Annotated in this window: 16 protein-coding genes; 2 read left to right on the top strand and 14 right to left on the bottom strand. The window is 66.9% G+C overall.

Translation table 11 applies throughout. From position 1 onward, the window contains the following. From AC5Y5O_RS21985 to AC5Y5O_RS21935, 11 genes are all read right to left on the bottom strand, one after another. Nucleotides 1-1,398, bottom strand: a complete 1,398-nt coding sequence (locus tag AC5Y5O_RS21985; protein ID WP_500027431.1) for a bifunctional lysylphosphatidylglycerol flippase/synthetase MprF — start codon at nt 1,396-1,398, stop codon at nt 1-3. A 122-nt stretch (nt 1,399-1,520) separates the two neighbouring features. Continuing rightward, on the bottom strand, nt 1,521-2,420 hold the full coding sequence (locus AC5Y5O_RS21980; RefSeq protein ID WP_500027430.1) for an acyl-CoA thioesterase II: 900 nt from the start codon (nt 2,418-2,420) through the stop codon (nt 1,521-1,523). Between the two features lie 14 nt (nt 2,421-2,434). After that, complete coding sequence (gene pyk, locus AC5Y5O_RS21975; RefSeq protein WP_096287081.1) at nt 2,435-3,853, bottom strand: pyruvate kinase; 1,419 nt, start codon at nt 3,851-3,853, stop codon at nt 2,435-2,437. Nucleotides 3,854-3,961: 108 nt separating this feature from the next. Continuing rightward, nucleotides 3,962-4,390 (bottom strand): DUF2752 domain-containing protein, encoded by a 429-nt coding sequence (locus AC5Y5O_RS21970; RefSeq protein WP_500027428.1) that lies wholly within the window; start codon nt 4,388-4,390, stop codon nt 3,962-3,964. Next, nucleotides 4,380-4,775, bottom strand: a complete 396-nt coding sequence (locus AC5Y5O_RS21965) for a TM2 domain-containing protein (RefSeq protein ID WP_096287077.1) — start codon at nt 4,773-4,775, stop codon at nt 4,380-4,382. The genes AC5Y5O_RS21970 and AC5Y5O_RS21965 overlap by 11 nt, the downstream gene beginning before the upstream one ends. Before the next feature lie 42 nt (nt 4,776-4,817). Continuing rightward, nucleotides 4,818-6,458: a prolipoprotein diacylglyceryl transferase gene (locus tag AC5Y5O_RS21960; protein ID WP_500027425.1), complete on the bottom strand. Its 1,641-nt coding sequence runs from the start codon at nt 6,456-6,458 to the stop codon at nt 4,818-4,820. Beyond that, nucleotides 6,455-7,261: a tryptophan synthase subunit alpha gene (trpA, locus tag AC5Y5O_RS21955; RefSeq protein WP_096287073.1), complete on the bottom strand. Its 807-nt coding sequence runs from the start codon at nt 7,259-7,261 to the stop codon at nt 6,455-6,457. Before trpA ends, AC5Y5O_RS21960 begins: the two co-directional genes overlap by 4 nt. Next, nucleotides 7,258-8,523 carry a tryptophan synthase subunit beta gene (trpB, locus tag AC5Y5O_RS21950; RefSeq protein ID WP_096287071.1) on the bottom strand — a complete coding sequence of 422 codons (1,266 nt, stop codon included), beginning with the start codon at nt 8,521-8,523 and terminating at the stop codon, nt 7,258-7,260. Before trpB ends, trpA begins: the two co-directional genes overlap by 4 nt. 51 nt (nt 8,524-8,574) lie before the next feature. Continuing rightward, nucleotides 8,575-9,393 carry an indole-3-glycerol phosphate synthase TrpC gene (gene trpC / locus AC5Y5O_RS21945; protein WP_096287069.1) on the bottom strand — a complete coding sequence of 273 codons (819 nt, stop codon included), beginning with the start codon at nt 9,391-9,393 and terminating at the stop codon, nt 8,575-8,577. A gap of 103 nt (nt 9,394-9,496) precedes the next feature. After that, nucleotides 9,497-10,165 carry a TIGR02234 family membrane protein gene (locus AC5Y5O_RS21940; protein ID WP_500027422.1) on the bottom strand — a complete coding sequence of 223 codons (669 nt, stop codon included), beginning with the start codon at nt 10,163-10,165 and terminating at the stop codon, nt 9,497-9,499. Continuing rightward, the gene (locus AC5Y5O_RS21935; RefSeq protein WP_500027420.1) at nt 10,158-11,708 is read right to left on the bottom strand and encodes an anthranilate synthase component I; all 1,551 of its coding nucleotides are present in this window, start codon (nt 11,706-11,708) and stop codon (nt 10,158-10,160) included. Before AC5Y5O_RS21935 ends, AC5Y5O_RS21940 begins: the two co-directional genes overlap by 8 nt. A 167-nt stretch (nt 11,709-11,875) precedes the next feature. Between AC5Y5O_RS21935 and AC5Y5O_RS21930 the strand changes: the two genes are divergently transcribed. After that, the gene (locus tag AC5Y5O_RS21930; protein ID WP_096287064.1) at nt 11,876-12,340 is read left to right on the top strand and encodes a peroxiredoxin; all 465 of its coding nucleotides are present in this window, start codon (nt 11,876-11,878) and stop codon (nt 12,338-12,340) included. 19 nt (nt 12,341-12,359) lie between these two features. Here AC5Y5O_RS21930 and AC5Y5O_RS21925 read toward each other — a convergent pair whose 3' ends face one another. Beyond that, nucleotides 12,360-13,451: a calcium:cation antiporter gene (locus AC5Y5O_RS21925; RefSeq protein ID WP_096287062.1), complete on the bottom strand. Its 1,092-nt coding sequence runs from the start codon at nt 13,449-13,451 to the stop codon at nt 12,360-12,362. Between the two features lie 118 nt (nt 13,452-13,569). Here AC5Y5O_RS21925 and AC5Y5O_RS21920 point away from each other — a divergent pair, with 118 nt between their 5' ends. Beyond that, the gene (locus tag AC5Y5O_RS21920; RefSeq protein WP_500027417.1) at nt 13,570-15,066 is read left to right on the top strand and encodes a serine/threonine-protein kinase; all 1,497 of its coding nucleotides are present in this window, start codon (nt 13,570-13,572) and stop codon (nt 15,064-15,066) included. Here the strand turns inward: AC5Y5O_RS21920 and hisI are convergent. Together hisI and hisF are read right to left on the bottom strand one after the other, a co-directional pair. Further along, entirely contained in the window at nt 15,063-15,410 is a 348-nt protein-coding gene (gene hisI, locus AC5Y5O_RS21915; protein WP_500027416.1) for a phosphoribosyl-AMP cyclohydrolase, read from the bottom strand. The two genes, AC5Y5O_RS21920 and hisI, sit on opposite strands and share 4 nt — an antisense overlap. Next, nucleotides 15,407-16,192 carry an imidazole glycerol phosphate synthase subunit HisF gene (gene hisF / locus AC5Y5O_RS21910; protein ID WP_096287056.1) on the bottom strand — a complete coding sequence of 262 codons (786 nt, stop codon included), beginning with the start codon at nt 16,190-16,192 and terminating at the stop codon, nt 15,407-15,409. Before hisF ends, hisI begins: the two co-directional genes overlap by 4 nt.

The raw sequence follows: 16,192 nt of genomic DNA, 5'->3' as shown, positions 1-16,192 counted from the left end.
TCAGAGGTGTCGTCGGCGCGGCGTGAATTCCAGTGTCAGCAAGACGAATACCAGCGGCACCAGCTGTGTCAGTGATATCAGCGCATAACGCCGGGCATCGAGCGCGTGGAACTTGTGTACGTATCGGTACAACGACTCCAGCGCGATCAACGGGTCGAGCAGATGGATCAACCGGTAGAACACCTGCTGCAATCGGCCGCGATTCTTGTCGTCGAAGATCTCCGGGAACGCCGCAAATGACAGCGAAACACGTTGTGCCCCAGCCTCTTTCCCTGCCATGATCATGTCTGCGCTGAGGCGTTCGTCGATCCCGTTGGGTGCACCGCGGCGACGCCACGGCACGTCCATGGTGATGTCGCTGCCGCCCCCGGCCGTCGCGTATCGATGAAATCCCTGCGCGCGCCCGTCGGCGTCCTTGGCGATGATCAGCTGTATTCCGGGGAACCGGCCCTCCAGCACGCCATCGAGGTTCATGTAGAACCCTCGGTCGGCATGCGCCCCGCTGGGCGATGCGCGCACCACGTCGATCAATTCGGCGCGCAACCGGTCGTCGAGTTCCTGCTCCGCAACGATTTCCGTGGTGATGCCGGCGTTGTGTGTGCGCTTCACCGCCTGACGCAGGTTGCGAAACTTGCGGCCCACCATGTCGAAGCCGGCCACGTCGACGACGACATCGCGACCGATCGGCACCGCTCGCAGCGATTGCTTGACCACCGCTCGGTCGCTCCACAGCGCGAGCCGGCGTTCGCTACACCCGACTACCGCGATGCGCCAGCCGTGGGCGTGACACATCGCGGCGAAATCGGCGATCAGTTCCGGGAATTGGGTCTCGTCACCGATCGGGTCCCCACCCACTACCGCAAACCCCATCCGGGTCCGGTAGGCCAGCGCGGCAGTGCCGTCGGCGGTGAAGTGGTAGCTCTTGCCCGTCTGCATCGCAAACGGTGCCAGCGGGTCGTCGGTGGTGGCGTTGATCAAAGCCCAAGCCCGCGCCAGATTTTCGGGTTGCGGATGAGATGAGGTGGGCCACATCAACACCAACCCCGAGACGGCGATCAGCACGTCGCCAATCAGGTCGAACCCCAACACATGTGAGCTCAGGCCGGCCACCACGCACAGCGCGGACGTTGCCGCATGCATGGTCGTCACGGGGCGGCCCAGGAAAATTCCGCGGGCGATCAACGCCACCGCGGCCAGTACCGTCAACGACCAGCCCAGCCGATCGGAGTAATGCCATTGCGGCTGATAGCGGTGATGGGCGACGATCGCTACCAGCCAGCACCCGGCGCACAACAGGGCAAAGGCGCCGATACAGCGCGCGGCGAGCGAATCGAGGTGAACCACAACACGTTCGCGCGCGCGCAGGGTGGGGAGAAGGTCTGCTGACGAGCCTTTCATACTTCACCTCCCGATGGGCGTAGCGCTTGTCCCATCGAATACCCGGCTCATTCGAAGTTACGCTCGATTGCCGCCCCGCAGAACCGAAATCGAACGGCTGTCCGGTAACTATTCGATAACCGTTATCGGTTAGACGGCGGAAAGTACTTCAGCACACCTTCTTGCGCGACGGTGGCGACCATTTGACCGGAACGATCGAAGAAATGGCCGGTGCCCAGCCCGCGCGAATCCGCGGCCACCGGCGACGACGTCGAATACAGCACCCAATCGTTGAAGTCGACCTGCCGGTGAAACCACACCGAATGATTGGCCGACGCGGCGAAGATGCGGTCGAAGCCCCAGGACAACCCGTGGGTGGTGATGACCGAGTCCAGCACCGTGGTGTCCGAGGAGTACACCATCGTCGCCGTGTGCAGCACGGGATCGTCGGGCACCATGCCCGACGCCTTGAGCCACACCCGGTTGTGCGGCAGCCGCTCACCCTTGTCCCGCATCACCCACGCGGGATCGTTGGTGTAGCGCCATTCGATCGGCTGCAGCGCGTTGACGAAGTGCGGAACGGTCTTTTCGTAGCCGCGCAACAGGTCACCGAGTGGTGGCTGCGCGTCTGCCGTCCCGACTTCGGGTGGTTGGACCGCATGCTCTAGACCGGGACCCCCCGACATATAGGTGATCATCGCTGAGGACAACAACACCCCGTCCTGTACCGCGTCGACGCGCCGGTTGGCGAAGCGCCGCTCGTCGCGCAGCCGGGAGACGTGGAATTCGATGTCCTTGCCGGTGTTGCCGCCGTTGATGAAATGCACCGACAGCGCACTGGGCGGCAAGTCGGGCCGGACCAGGCTGCGGCTGCCGGCGACGAACGATTGCGCCATGAGCTGCCCGCCGAAGGTCCGCATCGGGTTCTTGCTGGGATGCGACCCGACGAACAGGTCGTCGCCCGCGCGATTGAGGTCCAGGACCGCCAGCAGTTCTTGGAAATCAGACGAGGAATCGGTATTCGGCTGATCACCGGCCGGCACGGGCTCTCCTTGCGCTAGAGGTCGTCCTCCCCGATCCGGTGGACGTGGATCAGGTTGGTGGACCCTACTGTGCCAGGTGGCGCACCGGCGACAATCACCACCAGGTCTCCCCGCTTGTATCGGCCCAGCTCGAGCAGCGATTTGTCGGCCTGACGGATCATCTCGTCGGTGGAATCCATGATGGGAACGATGAACGTCTCGGTGCCCCACGTCATGGCCAGCTGGCTGCGCACCTCGGGCCACGCGGTGAACGCGAGCAGCGGCAGCGGCGTGTGCAGGCGCGCCAGCCGCTTCACGGTGTCGCCGGACTGGGTGAACGCGACCAGCGCCTTGGCGTCGAGCCGCTCGCCGATGTCGCGGGCGGCATACGAGATCACCCCGCGTTTGGTGCGCGGCACGTGGGTCAGCGGCGGCGCGGCCGTGGAGTTGTCCTCGACGGCGGTCACGATGCGGGCCATGGTGCGGACCGCGGCCAGCGGGTACTTCCCGACCGAGGTCTCCCCGGACAGCATCACCGCGTCGGCGCCGTCGAGCACGGCGTTGGCGACGTCGGATGCCTCGGCGCGGGTGGGCCGGGAGCTCTCGATCATCGACTCGAGCATCTGGGTCGCGACAATGACGGGCTTGGCGTTCTCGCGGGCCATCTGAATGGCCCGCTTCTGCACCAGCGGAACCTCTTCGAGCGGAAGCTCGACACCGAGGTCGCCGCGCGCCACCATGATGCCGTCGAAGGCCAGCACGATCGCTTCGAGATTGTCGACGGCTTCCGGCTTCTCCAGTTTGGCGATCACCGGCACCCGCCGGCCGATCCGATCCATCACCTCGTGCACTAATTCGACATCCGACGGCGAACGCACGAACGACAGCGCGATCAGGTCGACGCCCAGGTCCAGCGCGAAGGTGAGATCGTCGATGTCCTTATCCGACAAGGCCGGCGCGGACACGTTCATCCCGGGCAGCGACATGCCCTTGTTATTGCTGACCGGACCGCCCTCGACCACCGTGCAGACGACGTCGTCGCCGTCGATGGCCTCGACGACCAGTCCGACCTTGCCGTCGTCAACCAGGACCCGGTCGCCGACCGCGGCGTCCTTGGACAACGTCTTGTAGGTGGTCGATACCCGGTCGTGGGTTCCTTCGCAGTTTTCGACGGTGATGCGGATCGTTTCGCCGTCGGCCCAGTAGGTCGAGCCGGTGGCGAAGCGCCCCAGCCTGATCTTCGGGCCTTGCAGGTCGGCGAGCACACCGACGGCGCGCCCGGTGGCGTCCGAGGCGGCACGTACCCGCTCGTATGCGGCTTTGTGGTCGGCGTAGTCGCCGTGGCTGAAGTTCATTCGGGCGACATCCATTCCGGCCTCTACCAGCGCCAGAGTCAACTCGTCCGATTGGGTTGCAGGGCCGAGGGTGCAGACGATCTTCCCGCGTCTACTCACGCCGATTAGCTTAGTCGTGCCGTCGGCTGTCGGGGTGACCCGAAGGTGGCCGCGCGTTGAGCCACCGGAAAATGGTCACGACGGGTTCACCCGCGATTCAGCGGCCGCCTACCCGCTGAGCATGGTCGGGACCAGCGGAAACCCCGGCATATTGCGCACCACCGTCCACGCGATCGCCGCGACCGTGATCGTGATCACCGCCGTTATCGGCAGCGCGCGCCGGCCCTGCCGCCATCGGACCAGCAGCCAGAGGGCCAAGACCGGCAGCCCGACGAGCACGAAAGCGTTGTCGTAGACGCTGGCCGCCAGGTGGCCGTGCAGCAGGTCATGCGTCATGCGAAGCCCGCCGCAGAAGGGGCAATTCCAGCCGGTGAGCCATTTGAACGGGCAGAGCGGGTAGGCCGAATTCGCGTTGTGCGGGTCGACGGATCCGACATAGCCGAGTGCCCCGGCGAACAGGACGCCGGTACCGGCAGCGATATAACGGCCGTGGCGGTGACGCTGCCCTCCCGTGCGGGAGGCCGAGTCAGGTTCCATCGCGCAGTGGCCGGCCCTGCGGATCGTTGACCTTGTCGGTCAAGATCAGGACCGCGTCGATGATGCTCCAGATCAAACCGATTCCACACAGGCCCAGCAGCAGTTGTGCCACACCCAGGCCGGTGTCGCCGATATAGAAGCGGCCGATGCCGCCGATGCCGACCAGGCTGAGCAGCTGCAGCAGACCGGCGATTGTTTTCGACTTGTCCGAGTACGGCAGGCCCGTCACCGGATGACGGCCGTAGGGTGCCGACGGGTCGTATCCGGCGGCCCCGGGATACGGCTGGTATTGCGGGTACGGCGGTGGATATCCCGACGACTGCGGAGGTGGTGCGCCGGGGTCCGGGGCACTGCCCCACGACGGTTCGGTCACGGTGTTCAGCATGCCAGATGAACTGGGTGTACCCCAGCCTCGACGAGTCGTTCGCTAGCCGCCGGGACGCCGGGTGCGGCGGCGCAGCGCCCAGCGGCGCCGAGTTTGCTGGTCGTCCGCGGTGGGCGAGCTCTCCGACGCGGGCGGCTCAGCTGCGGGTTCCCCGGGTTTCTCGTCGACGGGCGGGGTTGACTCCGGCTCGTTCTCGGCGGTTTCCGCTGCTTCTACGCCACCGTCTTCAGATTCGCTGGCCTGCGCCTCGGGTGCGGCTTGTGCCGGCTCTTCGGCTTCCGGCTCTTCGGCTTCCGGCTCTTCGGCTTCGGGCTCTTCGGCTTCAGCCTCGGCTGCTGCCGCCTCTTCAGCTTCCGGCTCTTGCGCTTCCGCGACCTCCGGCTCCTCAGCCTCAGCGACCTCCGGCTCCTCAGCCTCGGCCTCGGCGATTGCCTCTTCAACCCCAGCCTCGGGTTCCTCAGCCTCTACAGCCTCTGCCTCCCCGACTTGCGGCTCTTCGGCTTCGGGTTCCGGCGACTCTTCGGGCTCTTCGGCTTCGGCGGTCTCGGCTTCTTCGGCCCTCGCCTCTCCAGGCTCTTCGGCTTCGGCGGTCTCGGCTTCTTCGGCCCTCGCCTCTTCAGGCTCCTCTGCTTCCGACTCCGCGTCCTCTGCTTCCGGCTTGTCAAGCGTCGCCGTTTCCACCGACTCGGCCGAACCCGCCGGGCCGGCGTCGTCGTCCGCGCTGGCCGCACTCGCCGCCACCGTCGAGGCCGCGGCGATACTGGCGAGTTCCTCCGTCCGTTCGACGGCGGGCTTGGATTCGTCGTCCTCCGGCTGCACCTTGCCGCGCAAACTCTCGGGATCCTCGCGGCCCTTCGGCGCCAAAACGATGTAGACGACGGCGCCGATGAACACGAAAGTCGATGTAAACGAGTTGATCCGGATGCCGGCGATGTGGGTGGCGGTGTCGTCACGCAGCAGCTCAACCCAGAAGCGCCCGACACAGTAGAGCGCGACGTAGGCGGCAAAGAGCCGTCCGTGACCGATCGCGTAACGCCGGTCGATGTAGATCAGGATGGCGAAAACTAGTACGTTCCAGAGCAATTCGTACAGAAAAGTCGGTTGTACCACGACCGCGAGCTGCCCGGTCGACACACCGTCGAGTGAATGTGGGTCGATGTATCCCGAAGGATCGCGGCGATAAAAGATTTCCAGGCCCCACGGCAGCGTGGTCTCCCGGCCGTAAAGCTCCTGATTGAAGTAGTTCCCGAGCCGACCGATCGCCTGCGCCAAGATGATGCCCGGGGCGACCGAATCGAGGAAGGCCGGCAACGGTATTCCGAGCCGGCGGCAACCGATCCATGCTCCCAACACACCGAGCGCCACCGCGCCCCAGATGCCCAGCCCGCCGTCCCAGATGCGGAACGCGGCGCCGAACCCGGCACCGCCCGGGCCCCAGTATGTCCGCCAATCGGTCGCCAGGTGATACAGCCGGCCACCGATCAAACCGAACGGCACCACCCACAGCGCGATGTCGTAAATCACCCCGCGCTGCCCGCCGCGGGCTGCCCAGCGCCGATCGCCGATGATCAGCGCGACCACGATCCCGGTGATGATGAACAGCGCGTACGCGCGAATCGGCAACGGACCCAGGTGCCAGACACCTTGCGGGGGGCTGGGGAAATACGTGGGCAACATCGTCATGATGACGACACTCGCACACCTTCGGCCAATTCCTGGGTCAACGCACGCAAGCTCGGCAGACCGTCGGCGAGTGCCGATACCAAGGCCGAGCCGACGATGACGCCGTCGGCGTAACTGCCGATTTGCGCGGCCTGCTCACGCGATCGCACGCCGAGGCCTACGCCGACGGGAATGTCGGACACCGCTTTGATCCTGTTGACCAATTCGGGGGCGGCGTTCGACACCGCGTCGCGGGCCCCGGTCACGCCCATCGTCGAGGCCGCGTAGACGAATCCACGCGATGCCTCGACCGTGCTCACCAGCCGTTCCGGAGTCGACGAGGGCGCCACCAGATAAATGCGATCCAGCCGATGCTGTTCGGACGCGGCCATCCACTCGCCGGCTTCATCGGGGATCAGGTCCGGCGTGATGAGCCCGTGTCCGCCTGCCGACGCGAGATCCCGTGCGAACGCGTCAATCCCGTAGCGCAGCACCGGGTTCCAGTAGGTCATGACCACCGCACGCCCGCCGGCCATACTGATCGCCTCGACCGCGGCCAACGTGTCACGCACGCGAACTCCGCCGCGCAACGCGGCCTCGGTAGCCCGGGCGATCGTCGGGCCGTCCATCCCGGGATCCGAATAAGGCACCCCGACTTCGACGAGGTCACAACCCGATTCGACCAGGGCGGTCATCGCGTCCACCGACGTCCGCACGTCGGGATAGCCGGTGGGCAGGTAACCGATCAGCGCGGCACGGTTTTCGGCCCGGCAAGCGTCGAAAAGCGGTGCCAGCCTGCTGGCCTGGCTCTGCTCCACCGTCATCGGGTGTCCTGGTCGTCCATCAGGCCGAACCATTTCGCGGCCGTCTCGACATCCTTATCGCCGCGACCCGACAGGTTCACCACAATGATTGCGCCGCTGCCCAATTCATGGCCGAGCTGCAGAGCACCGGCGACGGCATGAGCGGATTCGATGGCCGGGATGATGCCCTCGGTCCGGCACAGCAGCCCAAACGCGTCCATTGCCTCGGCGTCGGTGATCGGCCGGTACTCTGCACGGCCGGTCTCGCGCAGCCACGCATGCTCCGGGCCTACTCCCGGGTAGTCCAAACCCGCTGAAATCGAATGAGATTCGATCGTCTGGCCGTCCTCATCCTGCAGCAGATAAGAGAACGACCCCTGAAAGGCGCCCGGTGACCCGCCGGTGAATGTCGCCGCGTGCCTGCCGGTCTCGACGCCGTCGCCCGCTGCCTCGTAGCCGATCAACCGCACGCCGGGGTCGTCGATGAAGGCGTGGAAGATGCCGATCGCGTTGGACCCGCCGCCCACGCAGGCCGCGACGGCGTCGGGCAACCGGCCCGCCTGCGTCTGGATCTGTGCGCGCGCCTCGAGCCCGATGATGCGCTGGAAATCGCGGACCATCGTCGGGAAGGGGTGTGGGCCCGCCGCCGTGCCGAAGCAGTAGTACGTTTTGTCGGCGTTGGTGACCCAATCCCGGAACGCCTCGTTGATGGCGTCCTTCAACGTTTGCGAGCCCGAGTCGACCGAGACGACCTCGGCGCCCAACAGCCGCATCCGCGCCACGTTGAGCGCTTGGCGCGCAGTATCGACCGCGCCCATGTAGATCACGCACTCCAGGCCGAGCAATGCGCAGGCGGTGGCAGTCGCCACGCCGTGCTGCCCGGCGCCGGTCTCGGCGATCACCCGGTTCTTGCCCATCCTCTTGGCCAGCAACGCCTGGCCGAGCACGTTGTTGATCTTGTGAGATCCGGTGTGGTTCAAGTCTTCTCGCTTGAGGAAGATGCGTGCTGAACCAGCGTGTTCGCTTAGGCGGGTGGCCTCGTAGAGGGGTGACGGTCGGCCCGCGTAGTTCGCCTGCAAGTCGTCCAGCAGCTCCAGAAATTCCGGGTTGACGCGTTCCTTTTCGTAAGCCGCGGTGACTTCTTCGATCACCGCCATCAGCGCCTCGGCGACGTAGCGGCCGCCGTACACACCGAAATGTCCACCCGCGTCAGGGTCGTGTCGGGTGGGTTCAGAAATGGCCGCGCTGGAAAGCGGCAGGGCGGCGCGAGTGGGATCCACCATCACCAATGCTCAACGCGGGGACGGCTGATGGGGTTCAACGCAGGGCTCCGACTAGCGAGCCGGTTTCGGACATGACGGATGGGTACCCGCGGTCACCAGATCGGCAACGGCGGCACGCGGATCGCCACTTTTGACCAGGCCCTCACCGACGAGGACGGCATCGGCGCCGGCACCGGCGTACGCCAACAGGTCCGCGGTACCCCGTACACCGGATTCGGCGATCCTGATCACGTTGCTGGGCAGGCCGGGCGCGATCCGCGAGAAGCTGTCCCGGTCCACCTCTAGCGTCTTGAGATCGCGGGCATTGACCCCGATTACGTTGGCGCCGGCCTTGAGCGCGCGATCCGCCTCTTCTTCGGTGTGGACCTCGACAAGCGCTGTCATGCCCAATGATTCGGTGCGGTCGAGCATCGCCGCCAACGCCGACTGCTCCAAAGCGGCGACGATCAGCAGCAACATGTCCGCGCCGTGCGCACGAGCCTCGTGAATCTGATACGGCTGCACCACAAAGTCTTTGCGCAAGACCGGAATCGACACCGCGGCCCGAACCACATCCAGGTCGTCAAGCGAGCCGTTGAAACGCCGCTCCTCGGTCAACACACTGATGATGCGGGCGCCGCCGTCTTCGTATGCCTGAGCCAGTTTCGCCGGATCGGCAATGGGCGCCAAGGAACCCGCTGACGGACTCGCGCGCTTGACCTCGGCGATGACGCCGATCCCCGGCTCGCGCAGGGCGGCCATTACATCCAGAGGTGGGGGCGCCGCGGCGGCCGCCGCTTTGATCTCGGGAAGAGGGATACGCGCTTCGCGCGCGGCAACATCGGCCCGGACTCCCTCAAGGATGGAGTCAAGGACAGTCGCCGGACTCATACCTGTCGTTTCCCTTCTACAGCCATACAGACGGTCACCTAACCGGTTCCGAACCGATTTCGACGACGTCAATGAAGGGTAGCGACCGTCGGCTCGCGACCCGTCACCGACCCTCGGTGTCAGACTCGCGGGGCCGATCGGTCGGGTCGTGCCCCTCATCGAGTGCGTCCCAGATCATCCGCTCCGACATCTCTGGTGCCCCCGGCTCCTCCAGCATCGCCCCGTCGGCACCCTCGCGTCTCGCGATTGAGCGGCGGGTCGCCGGCGCGGCGTATTTTCTCGCCCCGGCCCGGGCCGTCATCGCCGACCGCATCAACAGGACGGCGGCGATCAACGTGCACACCGCCGCACCCACCGCGAACCCGGCGCCGACGTAACGCCGCTCGCTGCCCACCAGGGTCAGCAGCGAAATGTGGGCGAGTTCGGACCCTCGCACCGCCACATCCGGCAGCACCCACAGGCTGACGCCCAGATAGCCGATCGCCAGGCTGATCACGGCGAGCAGGCCGGCCAGCGCCCGCAGCGCCCAGCCACGCACCGCGAGCGCCGCGACGGCGGTGGCCAGCATCAGCAGCGCCAACGGCAGCAGGGCCGTCGACCAGGACACACCGGCCAGGACCACTTGCTTGGGCGGCCCCAGCCCGTCGAACGACCGAATCACCACCCAAGGCAGGCGCGAGGCCGTCCACAGCAGACCCGCGGCGATGACCAGCAGCAGCTGGGCGATGCCGATCGTCAGCCGGGGCCGCCGGTCCGGCGGCGGGTCAGCCATTGCGGGTGGCGCCCGGGGCGCTGAGCGTCTGCGCCGCGGCGATGGCATTGAGCACCGCGCGCGCTTTGTTGCTCGCCTCGGTGTACTCGTAAGGACCGTTGGAGTCCGCCACTACCCCGCCGCCCGCCTGGACATAGGCGGTGCCATTGCGCATCAGCGCGGTGCGAATGGCGATCGCGAAGTCCGCGTTGCCGGCGAAGTCGAGGTAACCGAGCACGCCGCCGTAGACGCCGCGGCGCGTCTTCTCTACCTCTTCGATCAGCTCCATGGCCCGCACCTTGGGCGCCCCGGACAGCGTGCCGGCCGGGAAACAGGCCGTGACGGCGTCCAGGGCGGTGCGGCCCTCGCCGAGCAGGCCGGTCACCGTGGAGACCAAGTGCATGACGTGGCTGTACCGCTCGATGTGGCTGTAATCCTCGACCCGCACCGTGCCGGGTGTGCAGACCCGGCCTAGATCGTTGCGGCCGAGGTCGACCAGCATCAGGTGCTCCGCGCGTTCCTTGTCGTCGGACAACAGCTCCTTCTCCAGCAGCTGGTCTTCTTCCTCGTTCTGTCCCCGCCACCGGGTGCCGGCGATCGGGTGCGTCGTCGCGCGGCCGTCGGCGACGGTGACGAGTGCCTCCGGGCTGGATCCGACGATCGAAAAGTCCGTTACACCAGCACTATTCGGCACATGAAGCAGGTACATGTAGGGGCTGGGGTTGGTCACTCGCAGAATCCGGTAGACGTCGATCGGGTCGACGTCGGTGTCCATCTCGAAGCGCTGCGAGGGCACCACCTGGAAGGCTTCGCCGGCCGCGATCTGGTCGACGAGGTAGTCGACGATCTTGCCGTACTCCTCGACCGTGCGCTGGGCGCGGAACTGCGGCTCGGGCTTGCTGAAAGTGGCCACCGTCGACGGCAGCGGCTGGCCCAGCGCTTCGGTCATCACATCCAGGCGCGCGACGGCGTCGTCGTAGGCCTCGTCGACCCGCTCGTCGGTACCGTTCCAGTTCACCGCGTTGGCGATCAGCGTGATGGTGCCCTCGTGGTGGTCGACCGCCGCCACATCCGTGGCCAGCAGCATCAGCATGTCCGGCAGCTGCAGATCGTCGACGGCCATTTCCGGCAGGCGTTCCAGGCGCCGCACCATGTCGTAGGCGAAGAACCCGACCAGGCCACCGGACAGCGGCGGAAGCCCCGGCTCGGACTGGCTGGTTTGTCGGGTGGACAGCAGCTCCAGGGTGGCCTGCAGCGCCTCGAGCGGATCGCCACCGGTGGGCGCGTCCTGCGGGACCGCGCCCAACCACACCGCTTGGCCGTCGCGCACGGTCAACGCCGAGGGTGCCCCGGCTCCGATGAACGACCATCGCGACCACGACCGGCCGTTCTCGGCAGACTCCAGCAAGAACGTGCCGGGTCGATTAGCGGCCAGCTTGCGGTATGCCGACAGCGGCGTCTCGCTGTCAGCCAAGACCTTCCGGGTCACCGGAACAAAGCGGTGCGCCGCCGCGAGCAGGCGAAATTCCTCCCGTGAGGTCGTGTCGGCGAGGTGTGGGTGCACCGAACCATCCTCGCAGATGCGGTTGCCCGGCCCGGGCGGTCCCGCGAGCCGGGGGCACCTCCCGCTTGCGGGGGAACGACACGGCGACTTTCCGCCCGATTTGTCGCGGTGCCGTCAGGCTCGCACCCGGCACGGCCTCGTGGGCAATTGGGCGTAGCCTGACGGCCATGAAAACTGGTGACACAGTGGCCGATTTCGAACTTCCCGATCAGACCGGAACGCCCCGCACGCTCAGCGCCCTGCTTGCCGACGGCCCCGTGGTGCTGTTCTTCTACCCCGCGGCAATGACTCCCGGGTGCACCAAGGAAGCCTGCCATTTCCGGGACCTGGCTGCCGAATTCGCGGCGGTCGGCGCCAGTCGCGTCGGCATCAGCACCGATGCGGTGCAGAAGCAGGCCAAGTTCGCCGACAAGGAAAGCTTCGACTACCCGCTGCTGTCCGACACCGACGGCACGGTGGCCACGCAGTTCGGCGTCAAGCGCGGTCTGCTCGGCAAGTTGATGCCGGTCAAGCGCACGACGTTCGTGATCGACACCGATCGCAAGGTGCTCAACGTGATTTCCAGCGAGTTCAGCATGGACACCCACGCCGACCAGGCGCTGCAAACCCTGCGGGCGCGTTCGTCGGCGTAATCGCTTGCGCTGCTTGCGGTTACGGGACGATCGCCAGGAACACGAACGCGGCCAGCAGCACCAGATGCACCTCGCCCTGTAGCCGGGTCGCCCGGCCGGGGATCACGGTGAGCATGCTGATCACCACGGTCAACGCAAACAGCACCAGCTGCGTCGAGCCCAGCCCGAGAATCAGCGGTCCCTTGATCCAGATCGACGCCAGCGCGATGCCGGGAATGGTGAGCCCGATGCTGGCCATCGCCGAGCCGTACGCGAGGTTGAGGCTGGTCTGAATGCGGCCCTGTCGCGCCGCTCGCACCGCCGCCAGCGTCTCGGGCAGCAGCACCAGGCCCGCGATCACCACGCCGACGAACGAGTTTGGGAATCCCGCGACCGACACCAGTTTCTCGACGGCCGGCGACTCCTGTTCGGCCAGGCCCACCACCGCGACAAGCGCGCCCACCAGCAGCGCAAGGCTGCGCAGTGCCGCGGCTTGGCTCGGCGGTTCCGCGTGGCTTTCCTCGTCGAGGATGCGTTGCTGACCGCGCTGCGCGATCGGCAGAAAGAAGTCGCGATGCCGCACCGTCTGGGTGAAGACGAACAGCAGGTAGACCAGCAGCGAAGCGACGGCGGCGAATACGAGCTGCCCGGGCGAGAACTCCTGACGACCACGAGTCGTGGTGAAGCTGGGCAGCGCCAGGCTCAGCGTCGCCAGCGTGGTGAGCGTGGCCAGCGCCGCACCGCTGCCTTCGGGATTGAACAACGTCACGCCGTAGCGGTGCGAGCCCAACAGCAGTGACAGCCCGGCGATGCCGTTGGTGGTGATCATCAGGGCGGCGAACGCGGTATCCCGGGCCAGCGTCTCCGCTTCGTTTCCGCCCGAGGCCATCAGCGCGATGATCAGGGCCAGCTCGATGACGGTCACCGCGGTGGCGAGCACCAGCGACCCGAACGGCTCACCGACCCGGTGTGCGACCACTTCGGCGTGGTGCACCGCGGCCAACACGGCGCCGATCAGGACGATCGCCTCGAGCGCGGCCAGCAACGGCCCCGGCTCCGTGCCCCAGGCCAGTGCCAGCATGACGAGAGCGACCAGCGGCACCACGACGTTCCACGACATCCGTTCGCGCATCGCCTGCCATTCTGATCGAAATCGTCGGCGGGTGCCGCCTGGGACGCGCCGCGTGCGGCTGTCCCGCACGGCCGCGATTTGCCGGCCGCGGCAATCATCGTCTCAGTAGCATGCTCACATGCCGCAAAGCGATGGGTTACCCGAAGGCGCGCTGTTCGCCGGATTCAGGATCATTCGGCGGCTGGGGGCAGGCGGGATGGGCGAGGTGTATCTGGCGCAGCATCCACGGCTGCCGCGCCGTGACGCCCTGAAGATCCTGCCCGGTGAGCTCACCGACAACCTCGAGTTCCGGCAGCGCTTCAACCGGGAGGCCGATCTCGCCGCGAGCCTGTACAACGAGCACATCGTCGGTATCCACGACCGCGGCGAATACGAAGGGCAACTGTGGATTTCGATGGATTACGTGGAGGGCACCGACGCCGCACAGCTGCTGCGCCAGTACCCGTCGGGGCTGCCGAAAGCCGACGTCGTCGAGATCATCGCCGCCATGGCCGACGCGCTGGATTACGCGCATTCGCGCGGCCTGCTGCACCGCGACGTCAAACCCGCGAACATCCTGATCAGTGACGCCACGCCGCGACGGCGCATCCTGCTGGCCGATTTCGGCATCGCGCGCGAGCTGGGTGAGATCAGCGGCCTGACAGCGACCAACATGATGATGGGCACCACCGCCTATTGCGCGCCCGAGCAGCTGCAGGGACTCGACATCGACGGACGCGCCGACCAGTACGCGCTGGGATGTACCGCGTTCAACCTGTTGACGGGTGCCGCTCCGTTTCAGAATTCCAATCCCGCGGTGGTCATCACACAGCACTTGTCCGCGCCGCCACCGCCGGTCAGCCAGCGCCGGCCCGAACTGGCGGATCTCGACGGCGCACTCGCCAAAGCCTTGGCCAAAAACCCCGCCGAGCGTTTTGCGACCTGTTCGGATTTCGCGGCCGCGCTCGGCAGCCAGCTCGGCACCGCGGTCGACGCCGTCGGTCCGACCCGAGCGGGCCCGATCGCGGACACCGAAGTAATCGCCAAGGCCCAAACCGCTTCGCCCGCAACGCCGCCCGCGCGCAGCACCCGGCGTACGGCGGTGGCGGTCGCCGCCGTCGTCGGTCTGGCCCTGGTCGGCCTTGGGGTCCTCGTCGGCGTCCGCGTGTTCGGCGGCTCGCACGGCAACGGCAACGCGAAATCTGTCGCGCCGACGACTAGCCAGGCGGCGGCGCCCGCGAAACCCGGGATCAAGCTGGCCGGCCAACTCACCGACCAGGCGGGTGTGCTCGGGCCCATCGAATACGACACGGTGAATCGGGCGCTCACCAAGCTGTACAACATGCGCGGCACGCGGTTGTGGGTGGTGTATGTCCGGACCTTCGACGGCCAAAAGCCGTTCAAATGGGCAGAGGAGGCGATGCGTGCCAACAACTTGACCGACAACGACGCCATCCTTGCCGTCGCCACCGAGGAGCCCGCGTACTCGTTCCGGGTGCCCAACGCCGTGACCGCCGGAAGGGCGATCGACCTCGAAGTCATTCGGCGAGATCGCATCTCACCGGCGGTCTTTCGTCACGAATGGACACGTGCGGCCCTCGAAGCAGCCAACAGCCTGGACGTCGCGCCGCGCTAATTCTCGGGTTCGAGCAGCGCGTCGGCATCGAAGCAGCTGTGGTCTCCGGTGTGGCACGCGCCGCCGACCTGGTCGACCGTCAGCAGCACGGCGTCACCGTCGCAGTCCAGGCGCACCGAGTGCACATGCTGGGTGTGCCCCGACGTCGCGCCCTTGATCCACTGCTCGCCGCGGGACCGCGAAAAGTAGGTGGCCTCGCGGGTTTTCAGGGTGCGGGCCAGCGCTTCGTCGTCCATCCAGGCGACCATCAGCACGTCCCCGCTGCCCCGCTCCTGCACGACGGCGGTGAACAGGCCGTCGGAATTGCGTTTGAGGCGCGAAGCGATGTCGGGATCGAGTGTCATCGTACCGTGATCCCTTCTGCGGCCATCGCCGCCTTCACCTGCCCGATCGTCAACTCCCGGAAGTGAAAGACGCTGGCCGCCAACACCGCATCGGCACCGGCTTCGACCGCGGGCGCGAAGTGGTCGACCGCGCCCGCGCCCCCGCTGGCGATCACCGGAACAGTGACCGCCGCGCGGACCGCGCGCAGCATCGCCAGATCGAAACCGGCCTTGGTGCCATCGGCGTCCATCGAATTGAGCAGAATCTCCCCCACCCCGAGGTCGGCGCCGCGGGCCGCCCACTCGACGGCGTCGATGCCGGTGCCGCGACGGCCGCCGTGCGTGGTGACCTCCCAGCCCGACCGCGTCGGCGCCGAACCCGGCGGCACCGTACGGGCGTCGACGGACAACACGATGCACTGCGAGCCGAATTGCCTTGACATCTCGGCCAATAGGTCGGGGCGCGCGATCGCGGCGGTATTCACCGAGACCTTGTCCGCGCCCGCCCGGAGCAGGACGTCGACGTCGGCCACGGCGCGGACGCCGCCGCCGACGGTCAGCGGGATGAACACCTGCTCGGCGGTGTGGCGCACCACGTCCAGCATCGTCGCCCGGCCCGACGAGGACGCCGTCACGTCCAGAAAGGTCAGCTCGTCGGCGCCCTCGGCGTCATAGGCCGCGGCGAGTTCGACGGGGTCGCCCGCGTCGCGCAGGTTCTCGAAATTGACTCCCTTGACCACACGCCCGTCGTCGACGTCCAGGCACGGAATCACCCGCACGGCAAGGTCGGTAGCCGAGTGCAT

It is taken from the genome of Mycobacterium sp. NGS40 (assembly GCF_059812735.1).
This window is presented reverse-complemented; position numbering and strand designations above follow the sequence as displayed.

Excerpts from the sequence above, each read along its gene's own strand:
- AC5Y5O_RS21985 (WP_500027431.1), bottom strand. The coding sequence starts at position 1,398 with ATGAAAGGCTCGTCAGCAGACCTTCTCCCCACCCTGCGCGCGCGCGAA.
- AC5Y5O_RS21970 (WP_500027428.1), bottom strand. The coding sequence starts at position 4,390 with ATGGAACCTGACTCGGCCTCCCGCACGGGAGGGCAGCGTCACCGCCAC.
- AC5Y5O_RS21965 (WP_096287077.1), bottom strand. The coding sequence starts at position 4,775 with ATGCTGAACACCGTGACCGAACCGTCGTGGGGCAGTGCCCCGGACCCC.
- AC5Y5O_RS21960 (WP_500027425.1), bottom strand. The coding sequence starts at position 6,458 with ATGACGATGTTGCCCACGTATTTCCCCAGCCCCCCGCAAGGTGTCTGG.
- trpA (WP_096287073.1), bottom strand. The coding sequence starts at position 7,261 with ATGACGGTGGAGCAGAGCCAGGCCAGCAGGCTGGCACCGCTTTTCGAC.
- trpB (WP_096287071.1), bottom strand. The coding sequence starts at position 8,523 with ATGGTGGATCCCACTCGCGCCGCCCTGCCGCTTTCCAGCGCGGCCATT.
- trpC (WP_096287069.1), bottom strand. The coding sequence starts at position 9,393 with ATGAGTCCGGCGACTGTCCTTGACTCCATCCTTGAGGGAGTCCGGGCC.
- AC5Y5O_RS21940 (WP_500027422.1), bottom strand. The coding sequence starts at position 10,165 with ATGGCTGACCCGCCGCCGGACCGGCGGCCCCGGCTGACGATCGGCATC.
- AC5Y5O_RS21930 (WP_096287064.1), top strand. The coding sequence starts at position 11,876 with ATGAAAACTGGTGACACAGTGGCCGATTTCGAACTTCCCGATCAGACC.
- AC5Y5O_RS21925 (WP_096287062.1), bottom strand. The coding sequence starts at position 13,451 with ATGCGCGAACGGATGTCGTGGAACGTCGTGGTGCCGCTGGTCGCTCTC.
- AC5Y5O_RS21920 (WP_500027417.1), top strand. The coding sequence starts at position 13,570 with ATGCCGCAAAGCGATGGGTTACCCGAAGGCGCGCTGTTCGCCGGATTC.
- hisI (WP_500027416.1), bottom strand. The coding sequence starts at position 15,410 with ATGACACTCGATCCCGACATCGCTTCGCGCCTCAAACGCAATTCCGAC.
- hisF (WP_096287056.1), bottom strand. The coding sequence starts at position 16,192 with ATGCACTCGGCTACCGACCTTGCCGTGCGGGTGATTCCGTGCCTGGAC.